Raw genomic sequence first — 14,508 nt, 5'->3', positions numbered from 1 at the left:
TTTGAGCCTATCCGTCCCGATCAGCGGTCAGGTCGGCGAAGTCGTACGTCACCGCGTCCGGCGCGAGTGTGACCTCCATCACCGACAGGGAGGCGAAGATCCGGCCGTCGGGCAGTTCGTGCCGGACGATGAGCGCGGCCGGGTCGGCGGACGGCTCCGCCTTGATCAGTTGGTCCCACGGCTCGCTCTCGAACCTGGGCAGGTACGCGGCCACCCGCTCGTCCGCCGGGTCGAGCCCCGTGTTCACCACCATGCTGATGCCCTCGGGCAGGTCGGTGGTGGTCAGCCGGTCGCCGTCCCAGCTGAACAGGCGGACGCGCGTCAGATCGGCGAGCACCAGGTGGAAGGGGTCGTAGCAGGTGAGGTCGCCGCCGGGCGCCGCTCCGGTGTACGCCGCCCGCAGCGCCAGCTCTCCCCGGGAGATCCTGGTCGTCTCCTCGGCCGCCCTGCCGCGCCCGTTGAGCAGCGCGGCGGCGCGGCGGCCCGAGGGGTTGACGGCCAGCCAGGTGCCGCCGGCCTTGAGGTCACGCCCGCCGACCACCCCCGGGTAGTCCGGCCAGTGCTCCCCCGGGCCCTCCCATGGGCGATCGGCGTACTCGTCCCTCACGCCCATGAGGGCCAGCGGTCGCCCGGTTCTCACGATCAGCGTGCACATGCCGCAAAGCGTAATGAACGGGCGATGATCACTTTAGATCGGGGGCCAGGGGATGGCGGGCCATCCTTCCGACGGGTACGGGTGGACGCCCGTGTCGAGCAGCCGCCTGACCCGCTGCCAGGTGGCCTCCACCTCCGGCAGCGTCAGCAGTTCGCGCAGCCTGCGCCCGAGCGAGCCCGACTCGATGTCGCGCTCGAGCTTGGCCAGCACGGCCACCGCCTCGCGGGCCAGGGGCTTGCCGCGCCATTGCCAGAGCACGGTACGGAGCTTGTCCTCGACGGAGAAGCAGACCCCGTGATCGACCCCGTAGACGTGCCCCGTGGGCAGGGGCAGCAGGTGCCCGCCCTTGCGGTCGGCGTTGTTGACCACCGCGTCGAACACCGCCATCCGGCGCACCAGCGGGTTGCGGCTCTTGACCAGCCGCGTGAGGTCGATCTCCCGCTCGGTGTCGATCCAGAGCTGGACCATGCCCGGGCCGAAGGGGCCGTCGCGGTAGACCGTGGGCGGCACGATGTTCCAGCCGGTGGCCTGCGACACCTCGAACGCGGCCACCTCACGGGCGGCGAGGGTGCCGTCGGGGAAGTCCCACAGCGGGCGCTCGCCGCGTACCGGCTTGTAGACGCAGGCGGCCGTGCGGGAGCCCAGCTTGACCGAGCAGTACAGCGTCATGTTGGTGGCCTCGACCAGCCGGCCGGCCACCTCCAGGCGGCCGTCGCGCAGCAACGCGAGAGCCTCATCGTCTTGTATGGACGGCGGTTGTCGGGACGGCTTGATGGCCGGTTCGCTCTCAGGAGCGGTCATGAAGCCGCCTCACCCCCGCGGTATCCGTTGAGACGCACGCACACGTGACCGGTGGCGTCGAGCGGCTGTCCGCACAGAGGGCATGGCGGTCGGCCCGCCGCGACGATCTGGAGGGCCCGCTGGGTGAAGGCGCGAGCGGCTCCCGCGCTGATGCGCACGCGCAGGACCGCCGGGTCGGGGCCGTCGACGTCGTCCTCGTCGACGACCTCCTGCGCCTCTATCACCACCTGCGATCTCTCCGCGTCCCAGGCCAGCGCCATCGTGCCCACGCGGAAGTCCTCCGCGACCGGGGTCTCGAGAGGCGCGTCGTCGGTCAGGTCGGCAGGGGCCAGCGCGGGGACATGCGCGGAGCCCCCGCTGAGCCGCAGCACCTCGTCGAGCAGCTCGTCCAACCTGCCCGCGAGCGCGGCGACCTGCAGTTTCTCCAGCGCCACCGTGGTCAGTCTGCCCTCGGCCCTGGCCTGCAGAAAAAAGGCCCGTGCGCCCGGCTGCCCCAAGGCACCTGCGACGAACCTCTCTGGTGGGTCGTAGTCGAAGACCGGCATACGCTGACCTTACGTGGTTCCGGGTCCACCGCCGACGGCGGCATCGCTCCCGGTGATGTTTTCTCCCCCGTCTTTCTCCTCCGAATCCTCGGGGAGCCTCAATTCCCCCATATCGTTAAGCCTGAGAACAAAGGGTCGCAAGGGGGCATAGCGAATGACGGTGAGGGCCGCCGGATCAGCTGTTATCCGCTGAAAGTGATCGAGATGGAGGCCCAGAGCGTCCGCGACAATCGACTTGATCACGTCGCCGTGGCTGCAAACCAGGTAGACACCCTTCTCACCGAGACGTTGATTCCACTCCCTGATCGCGGAGACGGCCCGATGTTGCATACCGGCCAGCGACTCCCCTTCCGGGAATGTCGCCGCGCTGGGGTGCGCCTGCACCACCTGCCACAACGGCTCCTTGGCGAGCTCCTTCAGCGGCCGCCCGGTCCAGTCGCCGTACCCGCACTCGATGAAGCGCTCGTCGGTCCGCACCTCCATCTCGCGCCCGCCGGCGACGGCCTGAGCCGTCTCCTGACATCGTTCGAGCGGGCTGGAGACGATGGCGTCGAGCCTGACGCCCGCGAGGCGGCCGGCGAGCGCCGCGGCCTGCGCCCGGCCGGCCTCGCTCAGATGCACGCCCGGCGTTCGTCCGGCCAGCACCGGGCCGGTGAGGTCCGTCAGCCCGTGTCGGGCCAGAAGCAGGGTGGTCACCCGGTAAGTGTCGCAGGCGTCGATCACAACTTTTCACCCGCCTTGATGGCAAACGCGCAACCCGCGAGGCGGGCTGCCGCCCCCGCGCTGACCACGAACGACAGTGGGGCGTCAGCCTCATGAGCAGGTCTGTTGTTGGTACCCTGGCGGGATCATGGAGCAGCGCTATGTCGGCCGTAGCGGCCTGTCGGTGTCCCGGCTGGGGCTCGGCACGATGACCTGGGGGCGTGACACCGACGCGGACGAGGCGTCCGCGCAGCTCCGCACGTTCCTGGAGGCCGGCGGCAACCTCGTCGACACGGCCGACGTCTACACCGGCGGCGACGCCGAGCGGCTGCTGGGGCGGATGCTGCGCGACTCCGTGCCGCGTTCGGAGCTGGTCATCTCCACCAAGGCCGTGGTGACGCCGGCGGGGCGCAGGCCGCGCGACGCCTCCAGGCGCCACCTGATCGCCGCGGTCGACGAGTCGCTCAACCGGCTCGGGGTCGACTACGTCGATCTGTGGCAGCTGCACACGTACGACGCCGAGGTCCCCCTGGAGGAGACCCTGGCCGCGCTCGACGCGATCGTCTCCTCGGGGCGGGCCGTCTACGCGGGCGTGTGCGACTACACGGGCTGGCAGCTGGCCGCGGCCGCGGTCACCCAGAAGTCCGTCCCCGGCCGCATCCCGATCATCTCGGCGCAGGCCGAATACTCGCTGCTGGCCCGCGAGCCCGAGCGCGAGCTGCTGCCCGCCGCCGCCCACCTGGGCGTGGGCGTGCTGGCCTGGTCGCCGCTGGGGCGCGGGGTGCTCACCGGGAAGTACCGCACCGGCATCCCCGCCGACTCCCGGGCCGCGACACCGCACTTCGCCGACTTCATCCGGCCTTACCTCGACGATCGCAGCCGCAGCGTCGTGGAGTCGGTCGTGACCGCCGCCGACGGGCTCGGCGTGTCGCCGCTGGCGGTCGCCCTGTCCTGGGTGCGCGACCAGCCGGGGGTCACCTCGGCCATTGTCGGAGCACGTACGCACGCGCAGCTCACGGGGGCCTTGACGGCCGAGGACGTGGTGCTGCCCATAGAGATTCGAGACGCCCTGGATGACGTGTCGTCACTGGACTGACCCCTCGCCCCCTGAACGAGAGGCTCTCTCGCGTATCACTACTCGATACCGAATCGCAACTTTACCCGGCAAACGCCTGCGTCCCATGCGCGATGTCCATAAAGATTTCCCCTGTAAGCGACGCAGGAGGGGATGGATGGGGAGCAGGGCCGCGATCTCGGCTGGAGTGCTCGCGGTGGCGCTGGCGGCCGTCCCGGTGGCGGCGCCTGCCGCGTCGGCCGCTCCTCAGGACTGCACGCGAGACGGTGGGCTGCTCTCCGGGGTGACCAACACGCTGTGCGACGTGGTGAACGGCATCACCGGCACGGTCGACGACCTGACGGGCGGGACGACCGACAAGGTGACGGACGGCGTCGACAAGACCACCGACGAGGTGCTCGGCCGCGTAGGGGAGGTGGTGCCCACCACCAAGACGACACCGGCTCCCAAGTCCTCCTCGCACAACACGCCCACTCCCTCCTCCACGGGGCTGGACGCCACACTGGGCGGCGTGTGCCTGCCGGTGCTGGCCTGCCAGGACCAGAGCGGGGTGGAGAAAGTGTCGCCCTCGCCCACCCTCGGCCGCACGTCACGGCCCCGGGAGTGGGGGGTGGAGTCCGTCGTGCCCACGACCGCGCCCACGCCGCCGGATGAACGGCCGCAGCTCATGGACACGGGGCGGCCGGTCTCCGAGGAGAAGACGGTCGTCGACACGGACGAGCCCCGGGTGGATCTGCTGTGGCCCAATCCGTTCGCTCATGAGCTGACGGTCCCGATGCAGGACCAGCGGGTGGTACGGCCCAGCCCGCCGGCCTCGGACGTGCTGGGGACGGCGCTGACGATCGCGCTGCTGGCGTCGGCGGTGCTGGCCACCCGGATCGTGCAGCAACGCCGGCACCGGGCGGAGCCGTCGGAGTCGATCCCCTTCGAACCGGCCCACGCCGGCAACAACGGCCGCCACCGCCTGGCCTGACCCCCGGACAGCCTCGCCCGCCCTTCTCCACGGCGCGCCCATCCACGGTGCGCGGCATGCGAGCCGAGGCAGCACCGACCACGCGCCCAGGGCCACCCCCTCCAGCACGCCGCGGACGCGATCTGGAGCATCCTCCCCCACAGCGCGACCGACGGTGCACGCCGCGCCCCCACGGCGCACGCCGCGCCCCCACGGCGCACGCCGCGCCCGACGCGCGTCGCCGCGCTGGACGCCGTGCTCATTGCGCCGGCCCCATCGCACCACATCCCACCGACGCGGCGCACCAATGCGCCATCAGCGCCACGTTCAAGGGCACTCGACGCGCGTCACAGCGCCGTGCTCATTGCGCCGGCCCCATCGCACCACGCCCCACCGACGCGGCGCACCAATGCACACCCTGGGCCGTGCTCAGCGATGTCGCGCGCTGCTGCGTCGCGGGCCGACCGCCCACCGCATGCGCGAGCCTAGGTGGCACCACCAACACGGCGGAGGCATCGCCTCCAGCAGGCACCGCCTCCAGCGCGCCACCGACACGGCCAGGATGCGCCCCCGGTACCGTGTGCGACGGCGCCGGGGGCGGGAGCCCCGAGAGCGGTCAGGCGCCGATGGCGTGGACGCCGCCGTCCACGTGGACGATCTCGCCGGTCGTGGCCGGGAACCAGTCGGACATGAGGGCCACGCACGCCTTGGCCGCCGGACCCGTGTCCGCCAGGTCCCAGCCCAGCGGGGCCTTCTCCGGCCAGCTGTCCTCGAACTCCTTGAAGCCGGGGATCGACTTGGCCGCCATCGTGCGCAGCGGGCCGGCCGCCACCAGGTTGACGCGGATGTTCTGCTTGCCCAGGTCACGCGCCAGGTAACGGCTGCACGACTCCAGGCCGGCCTTGGCCACGCCCATCCAGTCGTAGACCGGCCACGCCTTGGTGGCGTCGAAGTCGAGGCCGACGACCGCCCCGCCCTCCTTCATCAGGGGCAGGCAGGACACGGCGAGGGACTTGAAGGAGTAGGTGGACACGTGCAGGGCCGTGGCGACGTCGTCCCACGTGGTGTTGAGGAAGTTGCCGCCGAGTGCCGTCTGCGGGGCGAAGCCGATCGAGTGGACGACCCCGTCGAGGCCGTCCACGTGCTCGCCCACCCGGGCCGCGAGCGTGTCGAGGTGCTCGGTGTTCTGGACGTCGAGCTCCAGCACCGGCGCCGGCTCAGGCAGCCGCTTGGCGATGCGCTCCACCAGGCTCAGCCGGCCGAACCCGGTGAGCACCACCGTGGCGCCCTCCTCCTGCGCCAGCTTGGCCACCGAGAACGCGATCGAGGAGTCGGTGAGCACGCCGGTCACGAGGATCCGCTTGCCTTCGAGAATTCCCACGTCAGTGCCCCATTCCGAGTCCGCCGTCGACCGGGATCACGGCCCCGGTGATGTAGGAGGCGTCGTCGCCTGCCAGGAAGCGTACGACGCGTGCCACCTCCCCGGGCACGGCCTGCCGCCCGAGGGGGATCTGGGAGACGATCGCCTCGGCGTCGAGGTCGGCCGTCATGTCGGTCTTGACGAAGCCGGGCGCGACCACGTTGACCGTGATGTTGCGCGAGCCGTACTCGCGGGCCAGGGAGCGGGCGAAGCCGACGAGCCCGGCCTTGGAGGCGGCGTAGTTGGCCTGGCCGGCCTGGCCGGACAGGCCGACCACGGAGGAGATGAGGATGATCCGGCCGCGCTTGAGCTTCATCATCGGGCGGATGGCCCGCTTGGCGACGCGGTACGCGCCTGTCAGGTTGGCGTCGATGACGTCGGTGAAGGTGTCTTCCTTCATCATCGCCAGCAGCGTGTCCTTGGTGATGCCCGCGTTGGAGACGAGGACCTCGACGGGGCCCTGCTCCGCCTCGACCTTGTCGAACGCGGCCTCGACGTCGGCCATGCTGGTGACGTCGCAGCGCACGCCGAACAGGCCCTCGGGCGGCTCCCCCGATCGGTAGGTGACCGCGACGGCATCGCCGGCCGCGGCGAGTTCACGGGCGATCGCGAGGCCTATGCCGCGATTGCCCCCGGTGACGAGTACAGAGCGTGCCATGGCATCAGACGCTATCTCCTACCGGCCGGTATCCGGTTGTCCGGGTGACACAAGATCACAGGGTTAGGATCGTGGACATGCGCCAGATCGATCCCGACTTCCTGGAGCTGCCGCTGCGGCAGCTCGCGGACGCCGCTCTGCAACGCGCCCGCGACCTCGGCGCCGAGCACGCCGACTTCCGCCTGGAACGTGTCAGAGCCGAGACGCTCAGCCTCTATGACGCCCGGCTCGAAGGCGCCATGGACGCCGACGACCTGGGCTACGCCGTGCGCGTCGTCAAGGGAGGCACGTGGGGGTTCGCCGCGGGCATCCATCTGACGCCGGAGGCGGCCGCGACGGTCGCCGAGCAGGCCGTGCGGGTGGCCGAGGTGAGCGCCCCGATCAACAGGGAGCCCATCGAGCTGGCCCCCGAGCCGGTGCACGCCGACGCGGTGTGGGTGTCCGCGTACGACGTCGACCCGTTCGAGGTGGCCTCGGCCGACAAGGTGAGCCTGCTGGCCGACTGGTCGGCCGGGCTGATGAAGGGCGCCGACCACGTGTCGGCGCGGCTGCTCCAGGTCAAGGAGCAGAAGTTCTACGCCGACACGGCCGGCACGGTCACCACGCAGCAGCGGGTGCGGGTGCATCCCAAGCTCAACGCGATGAAGGCCCACGAGAGCGGCTTCGACGACATGTCCACCCTCGCCCCGCCGGTCGGGCGCGGGTACGAATACCTGACGGGCACCGGCTGGGACTGGCAGGCCGAGCTCGGCAGGCTGCCCGAGCTGCTGGCGGAGAAGATCGCGGCGCCCTCGGTCGAGGCGGGCGACTACGACCTGGTCATCGACCCGTCCAACCTGTGGCTGACGATCCACGAGTCGATCGGCCACGCCACCGAGCTGGACCGGGCGCTGGGCTACGAGGCGGCGTACGCGGGCACCAGCTTCGCCACGTTCGACCAGCTCGGCGAGCTGGTGTACGGCTCGCCGGTGATGAACGTGACCGGCGACAGGACGGTCACGCACGGCCTGTCCACGATCGGCTACGACGACGAGGGCGTGCAGGGGCAGAGCTTCGACATCGTCAAGGACGGCATCCTGGTCGGCTACCAGCTCGACCGGCGGATGGCGCTGATGAAGGGGCTCGGACGGTCCAACGGGTGCGCGTTCGCCGACTCGCCGGGCCACATGCCGATCCAGCGCATGGCCAACGTGTCGCTGGCCCCGGCGCCCGGCGGCCCTTCGACCGACGAGCTGATCGCGGGCGTCGAACGCGGCATCTACATCGTCGGCGACAAGAGCTGGTCGATCGACATGCAGCGCTACAACTTCCAGTTCACCGGGCAGCGGGCGTACCGGATCTCCCACGGGAAGCTGGCCGGGCAGGTCAGGGACTTCGCCTACCAGGCGACCACGACGGACTTCTGGTGGTCGATGGAGGCCGTCGGCGGGCCTGAGACGTACGTGCTCGGCGGCGCGTTCAACTGCGGCAAGGGCCAGCCGGGCCAGGTCGCGCCGGTCAGCCACGGCTGCCCCTCGGCGCTCTTCAGGGGCGTGCGGATCCTCAACACCGTTCAGGAGGGCGGCAAGTGAGCGAGCGGAGCGAGCGAACCAGTAAGCACGGATTCTCGGAGAGCCGATCCGGCTTGCCGGTCCAGACCTCTCCTCAGGAGATGGTCGAGAAGGCCCTGGAGCTCTCGGCGAACGACGACTGCGTGGTGCTCGTGGACGAGGGCTCCACGGCCAACCTGCGCTTCGCGGGCAACACGCTCACCACGAACGGCGTCGCCCGCTCCTCGCGGGTGACCGTGATCTCGATCGCGGGCGGGAGCACCGGGGTCGTGTCGCGGTCGGTCGTACGCGACGAGCAGCTCGCGGACGTGGTGGCGGCGGCCGACGCGGCCGCGCGGGACGCCCAGCCGGCCGAGGACGCCCGCCCGCTCGTCGAGGGCGTGCCGGAGTCGCCGCACTGGGGCTCCTCCGTCGAGCCGACCGACATCGGGGTGTTCGAGGGGTTCGCGCCGGCGCTCGGCGAGGCGTTCGCGGCGGCCGAGGCGGGCGGCAGGAAGCTGTACGGCTTCGCGGAGCACTCGCTGAACTCGACGTTCCTCGGCACGTCCACGGGCCTGCGGCTGCGCCACGACCAGCCGACGGGGCGGCTGGAGCTCAACGCCAAGTCGGCCGACCTGAAGCGCTCGGCGTGGACGGGCGTGTCCACGCAGGACTTCACCGATGTCGACGTGGCGGCGCTGGACGCCTCGCTGGCGCAGCGGCTGGAGTGGGCCAAGACCCGGGTGGACCTGCCGGCGGGGCGTTACGAGACGCTGCTGCCGCCCAGCGCGGTCGCCGACCTGATGATCTACCTGTTCTGGTCGGCCGGGGCGCGGGACGCCCTCGACGGGCGTTCGGTGTTCTCCAAGCCCGGCGGGGGCACGCGCGTGGGCGAACAGCTGGCCACGCTCCCCGTCACGCTGTCGAGCGATCCGGGGGCGGCGGGCATCGCGTGCGCGCCGTTCGTGACGGCGCACGCCTCCAGCAGGCAGAGCTCGGTGTTCGACAACGGGCTGCCGCTGGGGCCGACCGACTGGATCAAGGACGGCACGCTGGAGGCGCTGCTGCAGACCCGCTACTCGGCGGAGCTGAGCGGGCTGCGGGTGACGCCGGGGATCGACAACCTGATCATGTCGGGGCCCTCCGGTGGCGGCTCGCTGGATGACATGATCGCCTCCACGCGGCACGGGCTGCTGGTCACCTGCCTGTGGTACATCCGCGAGGTCGACCCCCAGACGCTGCTGGTGACCGGGCTGACCCGCGACGGGGTGTACCTGATCGAGCACGGTGAGGTCGTGGGCGAGGTGAACAACTTCCGCTTCAACGAGAGCCCCGTGGACCTGCTCGGGCGGCTCAGCGAGGTGGGGGCGGCCGAGCGCACGCTGCCGCGGGAGTGGAACGACTACTTCCAGCGCACCGTCATGCCGCCGGTCCGGGTGCCGGACTTCAACATGTCCACGGTCAGCCAGGCCAGCTGACCGTCTCACCCGCGCCCGCCCGTGCCCGTCGGCTCGGGCGGGCGTCCCCTGTCCGTCCCACACCGGCCGGGCGTTCCCTGTCCGTCCCACACCGGGCGGACATTCCCTGTCTGTCCCACGCCGGCCGGGCGTCCCCGACGCCGCCCCAACCGGCCGGTGTCCCCCCGACGCCGCCCCGCGTCCGGTGGACGGCTGCCGGGGCCTTCAGGGCCGCACACAGGGCCGCGGAGGCTGCCGGGAGGCTAAGCCCGGGCAGAGCGGTCAGGCGTCCTCGAGGCGGAAGCCCACCTTCATGCCGACCTGGAAGTGCGCGACCTCCCCCGCGTCGATGTAGCCGCGGATCTCCGTCACCTCGAACCAGTCGAGGTGACGCAGCGTCTGCGAGGCCCGCTTGATGCCGTTGCGGATGGCCTCGTCGACGCTCTCCCCGGACGTGCCAACGATCTCCGTGACACGGTACGTACGATCCGTCATCTCCACATCCTCCTTACTCGAAAGCCATGATCGCATGACCCCTTCCCGGCACCGGGGCGCTGTCGCGTCCTCCCCCCTCGGGGTCTACCGTGGAAGATATGAAGGGGTGGCGTAGGAGACCAGTCGTGCACCACGTCACGGACGCCAAGCCGTCCCTGACGGCCGACATCCACAAGCGCGAGATCGGCTACCTCATCAAGATGGGCATCCGTACGATCTGCCTGATCCTGGCCGTCGTGGTGCCGGTGCCGTGGCCGTACCGGCTGCTCTTCATCGCCGGGGCCGTGTTTTTGCCATACATAGCCGTAATCGGGGCCAATGAGAGGGGCAAGGGCGCCCCTCCGCCTACCTTTCACACGCCCGAAGCTAACCAAACCGAGATACCGCTGCATCGACGCGAGATCGGGTCGTGACTAAGTCTTGACGCATCCCATGGGTTGTAGGTGTACGCTTTAGCCAAGCGCTCCGGTCCCCCGTCGGAGTGCTGGTGCCGGCGTTCCGGGCCCCCGTCGGAACGCCGATGACGCGATGCCGGGTGGTTTGCCCCCGTAACCACCCGGCATCGCCTTTTCTCCGGCCGGCTTATTGATCAACATGACGACCGCCGGAGTCATCGGATCATCGGATAGGGCCGCTTTCCCGAAATCGTTTCCACTCCCTCCCGCCTCCTAATTCACAGGAAATCTTCAGGCAGGAGGGAGCTTGACTTCAAGAGTTCGTTCGAGTCTCAGCTGTCTGTCAACGTCTCGGCGGTCGCCTGTCCCCAGTTCTTCGCCAATGTGATCAGTTTCGCCACGGCGTCGTCGGGGGCGGTGCCGGCGCCCTGGGCCAGGCCCAGCAGGTACGCCGTCAGGGGCGCGGCCGGTCTGGCCACGCCGTGGGCGACCTCCTTGGTGAGATCGAGAATCAGGTCGCGGTCCACGCGGGCCGGGTCGATGCCCAGCTCCTGGCAGGCCAGGACGGTCCATTCGTTGAGCACGTTCATGCGAGCCTCCTCCAGATCGTCCATTGTGTCGCAGTCGAACCAGGGCCTGCCGGGCAGCGCCAGCCGGACGGCGACCAGCGGGCCGAGCAGTCCCTTGAGCGAGCGTCCCTGGTAGGCGGCGAGTGCCGCCTTGAGCGGGGCCGCCGGCCACGCCCCGGCCAGCCACTGCTCCCGGCCGCCGTCGTCCACCATCACGACCCCGCGGGCGATCTCACCGGGCGCCTGAGCGCCCGCCGCGGCCTCCAGCAGGGCCGTCACGTGGGCGGCGGTCATGAACGGCAGGTCGCCCGCCAGGAGCACCACCCACGGCGCGGCGACCTCGCCGAGCCCGGCGGCCAGGGCGGCGACGGGGCCGCTCCTGGGCGGGTCCTCACGGGCGAACAGCACACCGGGGATCGGGCGCTCGGGGCCGACCACGACCGTCGTGCCCGCGCCGGACACGGCCGCCACCACGTGCTCGACCAGGGACCTGCCGCCCACGGTGAGACCGGGCTTGTCGGCCCCGCCCAGCCGGCGCGCCTCTCCCCCGGCCAGGATCACCGCGTCGAAGGGCACCTGTACGGGCCCTGGGTGCGCCACCTCGCCGGCCTCGCTTTCCGCACGTGCCGATTCGTCCAAACTCGTCGCGTCATAGGCGTCGCGGCCCCGTGGCGTCACTCTCCACCCTTCCTGAAGGACCCCCGCCGAAGTGCGGTGCGAAAACGGGGGCTAGCCGCCGATGGCGGACATCGGCCGGGAGGGCTGGAGGAAGGACGGGTCGTCGATGCCGTGTCCGGCCCGCTTGCGCGCGACGGCGGCGATCCACCGTGCGGCCAGCTCCTCGTCGGACGCCCCGTCGCGCATGGCGCTCTTCAGGTCGGACTCCTCCGTGGCGAACAGGCAGTTGCGCACCTGGCCGTCGGCGGTGAGACGGACCCGGTCGCAGGAGCCGCAGAACGGCCGCGTCACCGACCCGATCACCCCGACCTTGGCGGGGCCTCCGTCCACGAGGAACCGTTCGGCCGGCGCGCTGCCGCGCTCCTCCAGGTCGTCGGCCGTGAGATCGAACGCGGCCGACAGCCGCTCGAGGATCTCGTCGGCGGTGACCATGCCCTCGCGGCTCCAGCCGTGCTGGGCGTCGAGCGGCATCTGCTCGATGAAGCGCAGCTCGTACCCCTGATCGAGGCACCACCGCAGCAGCGGCACGGCCTCGTGGTCGTTGAGGTCGCGCATGAGGACCGCGTTCACCTTGACGGGGGCCAGGCCGGCCTCGGCCGCGGCGGCGAGCCCGGCGATGACGTCGGCGTGCCGGTCGCGGTGAGCGAGCCGCTTGAACGTGGCGGGGTCGAGCGTGTCGAGTGAGACGTTGACCCGGTCGAGCCCGGCGGCGGCCAGCGGCCCGGCGAGCCGGGCCAGCCCGATGCCGTTGGTGGTCAGCGAGACCTGCGGCCTGGGGGCCAGAGCGGTGGTGCGGGCGACGATGTCGACCAGCTCACGCCGGATGAGGGGCTCACCGCCGGTGTAGCGCACCTCGGTGATGCCCAGGCGTTCGACGCCGATCGTCACGAGGCGGACGATCTCGTCGGCGGTGAGAAGCTGCGCGTTGGGGAGCCAGTCGAGCCCTTCGGGCGGCATGCAGTACGTGCAGCGCAGGTTGCACTTGTCCGTGAGGGACACCCGCAGATCCGTCGCCACCCGTCCGAACGAGTCTCGCAACACGGGGCGTCACCTCCTCTTCGCTCGCCAGAGGGCCAAGACTACGACGCCTGACCGGCGGCCCCCAAAATCACCCTTCTCCGCATGACCAACGCATCGGACCCTAGATCGATTCCACGCCGGACAGCCCGGCCACGCGGCGGCGCGGGAACCGGGTGCCGCCTACCGCGCAGCCTCGTACCACGCCTCCCGGGCGTGCATCAGCTCGGCCAGGTGCCGTCTCGACCACTCGCAGCCCGCGTTCATGGGCTCGATGAGGCTGCGGCCGAGGTCGGTCAGCTCGTACTCGACGCGCGGCGGGATCTCCTCGTACGCGGTGCGCGTGAGCAGGCCGTCGCGCTCCATGGCGCGCAGGGACTCGGTGAGCACCTTCGGGGTGATGCCGCGCAGCGTCGCCTGGAGCTCGGTGAAGCGCCGCGGGGCCGACTCCAGGCAGCGGATGATCTTCGCGGTCCACTTGTCGCCGACGCGGAAAGGCGCGGACACCGGCGGGCATCCGGTGAACATGTCCGGATCGAGAGGCTCGGCCATCCGGACATCGTACGTGCGGACTGCGCTACCTGCGGCGGAGGTGACTATCGTTGCGGAAAGCGACATCTCTCCCTTTACCGTCTGCGCGTGGCCCGGAGAGTCCGGGCACGCGGCGGGAGTGTGGTGAGAGTGAGCAGGATCGTGGTCTTCGGCGCCGGCGGGCGGGCCGGGAGGCGGGTGGTCGCGGAGGCGGCCGGGCGGGGGCACGAGGTGACGGCCGTGGTGCGGGATCCCGCGAAGTATCCGGCGCTCGCGGAGCCGCCGGGGGTGCGTGTGGTCGCCGGGGACGTCACCGACCTCGACGGCGTGGCGGAGGCGGCCGCCGGGCACGACGCGGCCGTTCAGGCGGCGGCCCGGATGGACATGCCGTCGGCGGAGTTCTACACGGCCGCGGCCCGGGCCCTGACCGGCGGGCTGGCGCGGGCCGGGGTGTCCCGGCTGGTGGCCGTCGGGATCGGCAGCCTGCTGGAGGTCTCGCCCGGGGTCCGGCTGGTGGACACGCCGGACTTTCCGGCGGACGCCCGGGCGTTCTCGCTGGGGCACGCGGCGGAGCTGGAGGTGTTCGAGAAGTCGGAGCTCGACTGGGTGGTGCTCGCGCCGCCGCCCGTCTTCCTCGACGACTCGGAGTCCAGGACGGGGCGCTACCGGATCGGCGGCGGGCAGGTGCCGGCGCTGGAGCCGCCGCTGTCGTTCGCCGACCTGGCGGTGGCGGTGGTGGACGAGGTGGAGCGGCCGGGGCACCACCGGGTCCAGGTCGCCGTCTCGTACTAGCCCCAAGCTTTCGTAGAGCACGTCGGCGGTCGTCCAGTGCATGGCATGGAAGGCCGCGTGCCCTTCCCGCCGGCGCCGGCCGGACGAAGTAGTGGGGCGGACAGACCGCCGGCGATGCCGAGGGCCGTGTACGCGCTGAACAAGATCAAGCCAAGTGTTGGTGCGACCGCCCGTGTCGCGTGCCGCCGCGTGCCCTCGTCGGGTGAGGCTGCCGTTCGGCGCCGGTGCCGGTTTCCC

16 protein-coding genes are annotated in these 14,508 nt (G+C 71.1%); 6 read left to right on the top strand and 10 right to left on the bottom strand.

The window, feature by feature from the left end; all coding sequences use genetic code 11:
• Positions 1 to 7: 7 nt before the first annotated feature.
• From AB0J64_RS18470 to AB0J64_RS18455, 4 genes are read right to left on the bottom strand one after another with little or no spacing between them, the layout of a single operon-like run.
• Complete coding sequence (locus tag AB0J64_RS18470) at positions 8 to 655, bottom strand: NRDE family protein (RefSeq protein WP_364028122.1); 648 nt, start codon at positions 653 to 655, stop codon at positions 8 to 10.
• Positions 656 to 688: 33 nt separating this feature from the next.
• On the bottom strand, positions 689 to 1,456 hold the full coding sequence (locus AB0J64_RS18465) for an SCO1664 family protein (RefSeq protein ID WP_344995492.1): 768 nt from the start codon (positions 1,454 to 1,456) through the stop codon (positions 689 to 691).
• Positions 1,453 to 2,001, bottom strand: coding sequence for a DUF3090 domain-containing protein (locus AB0J64_RS18460; protein ID WP_344995489.1), 549 nt, complete (start codon positions 1,999 to 2,001; stop codon positions 1,453 to 1,455). The genes AB0J64_RS18465 and AB0J64_RS18460 overlap by 4 nt, the downstream gene beginning before the upstream one ends.
• Before the next feature lie 9 nt (positions 2,002 to 2,010).
• A complete protein-coding gene (locus tag AB0J64_RS18455) occupies positions 2,011 to 2,697 on the bottom strand; it encodes an MSMEG_4193 family putative phosphomutase (protein ID WP_364028119.1) in 687 nt (228 codons plus the stop codon).
• A gap of 154 nt (positions 2,698 to 2,851) precedes the next feature.
• Between AB0J64_RS18455 and AB0J64_RS18450 the strand changes: the two genes are divergently transcribed.
• Complete coding sequence (locus AB0J64_RS18450; protein ID WP_364028117.1) at positions 2,852 to 3,799, top strand: aldo/keto reductase; 948 nt, start codon at positions 2,852 to 2,854, stop codon at positions 3,797 to 3,799.
• A gap of 136 nt (positions 3,800 to 3,935) precedes the next feature.
• On the top strand, positions 3,936 to 4,751 hold the full coding sequence (locus tag AB0J64_RS18445) for a hypothetical protein (RefSeq protein ID WP_364028115.1): 816 nt from the start codon (positions 3,936 to 3,938) through the stop codon (positions 4,749 to 4,751).
• A 595-nt stretch (positions 4,752 to 5,346) separates the two neighbouring features.
• On the opposite strand, the gene fabI is transcribed toward AB0J64_RS18445, so the two are convergent.
• Both fabI and fabG read right to left on the bottom strand, forming a co-directional pair.
• Positions 5,347 to 6,111, bottom strand: a complete 765-nt coding sequence (fabI, locus tag AB0J64_RS18440; protein ID WP_364028113.1) for an enoyl-ACP reductase FabI — start codon at positions 6,109 to 6,111, stop codon at positions 5,347 to 5,349.
• Position 6,112: 1 nt separating this feature from the next.
• Positions 6,113 to 6,808 (bottom strand): 3-oxoacyl-ACP reductase FabG, encoded by a 696-nt coding sequence (fabG, locus tag AB0J64_RS18435; RefSeq protein WP_364028111.1) that lies wholly within the window; start codon positions 6,806 to 6,808, stop codon positions 6,113 to 6,115.
• 77 nt (positions 6,809 to 6,885) lie between these two features.
• Here fabG and AB0J64_RS18430 point away from each other — a divergent pair, with 77 nt between their 5' ends.
• Both AB0J64_RS18430 and AB0J64_RS18425 read left to right on the top strand, forming a co-directional pair.
• On the top strand, positions 6,886 to 8,379 hold the full coding sequence (locus AB0J64_RS18430; protein WP_364028109.1) for a TldD/PmbA family protein: 1,494 nt from the start codon (positions 6,886 to 6,888) through the stop codon (positions 8,377 to 8,379).
• 80 nt (positions 8,380 to 8,459) lie between these two features.
• The gene (locus AB0J64_RS18425; protein ID WP_364028107.1) at positions 8,460 to 9,815 is read left to right on the top strand and encodes a metallopeptidase TldD-related protein; all 1,356 of its coding nucleotides are present in this window, start codon (positions 8,460 to 8,462) and stop codon (positions 9,813 to 9,815) included.
• Positions 9,816 to 10,076: 261 nt separating this feature from the next.
• Here AB0J64_RS18425 and AB0J64_RS18420 read toward each other — a convergent pair whose 3' ends face one another.
• Complete coding sequence (locus tag AB0J64_RS18420) at positions 10,077 to 10,289, bottom strand: dodecin (protein WP_344995469.1); 213 nt, start codon at positions 10,287 to 10,289, stop codon at positions 10,077 to 10,079.
• Positions 10,290 to 10,414: 125 nt separating this feature from the next.
• Here AB0J64_RS18420 and AB0J64_RS18415 point away from each other — a divergent pair, with 125 nt between their 5' ends.
• Entirely contained in the window at positions 10,415 to 10,702 is a 288-nt protein-coding gene (locus tag AB0J64_RS18415) for a DUF3099 domain-containing protein (protein ID WP_364028105.1), read from the top strand.
• A 314-nt stretch (positions 10,703 to 11,016) separates the two neighbouring features.
• On the opposite strand, the gene AB0J64_RS18410 is transcribed toward AB0J64_RS18415, so the two are convergent.
• From AB0J64_RS18410 to AB0J64_RS18400, 3 genes are all read right to left on the bottom strand, one after another.
• The gene (locus tag AB0J64_RS18410) at positions 11,017 to 11,931 is read right to left on the bottom strand and encodes an NTP transferase domain-containing protein (RefSeq protein ID WP_364028103.1); all 915 of its coding nucleotides are present in this window, start codon (positions 11,929 to 11,931) and stop codon (positions 11,017 to 11,019) included.
• 51 nt (positions 11,932 to 11,982) lie between these two features.
• Positions 11,983 to 12,972 carry a GTP 3',8-cyclase MoaA gene (gene moaA, locus AB0J64_RS18405; protein ID WP_364028101.1) on the bottom strand — a complete coding sequence of 330 codons (990 nt, stop codon included), beginning with the start codon at positions 12,970 to 12,972 and terminating at the stop codon, positions 11,983 to 11,985.
• 159 nt (positions 12,973 to 13,131) lie between these two features.
• Positions 13,132 to 13,500, bottom strand: a complete 369-nt coding sequence (locus AB0J64_RS18400; RefSeq protein ID WP_364028099.1) for a helix-turn-helix domain-containing protein — start codon at positions 13,498 to 13,500, stop codon at positions 13,132 to 13,134.
• A 129-nt stretch (positions 13,501 to 13,629) separates the two neighbouring features.
• Between AB0J64_RS18400 and AB0J64_RS18395 the strand changes: the two genes are divergently transcribed.
• Positions 13,630 to 14,271, top strand: a complete 642-nt coding sequence (locus tag AB0J64_RS18395; RefSeq protein ID WP_364028097.1) for an NAD(P)H-binding protein — start codon at positions 13,630 to 13,632, stop codon at positions 14,269 to 14,271.
• Positions 14,272 to 14,508 lie beyond the last annotated feature (237 nt).

Source organism: Nonomuraea sp. NPDC049695, from assembly GCF_040674955.1.
GTDB lineage: Bacteria > Actinomycetota > Actinomycetes > Streptosporangiales > Streptosporangiaceae > Nonomuraea > Nonomuraea helvata.
The sequence above is the reverse complement of the archived record's forward strand: the minus strand, read 5'-3'. Positions and strand labels throughout refer to the sequence as shown.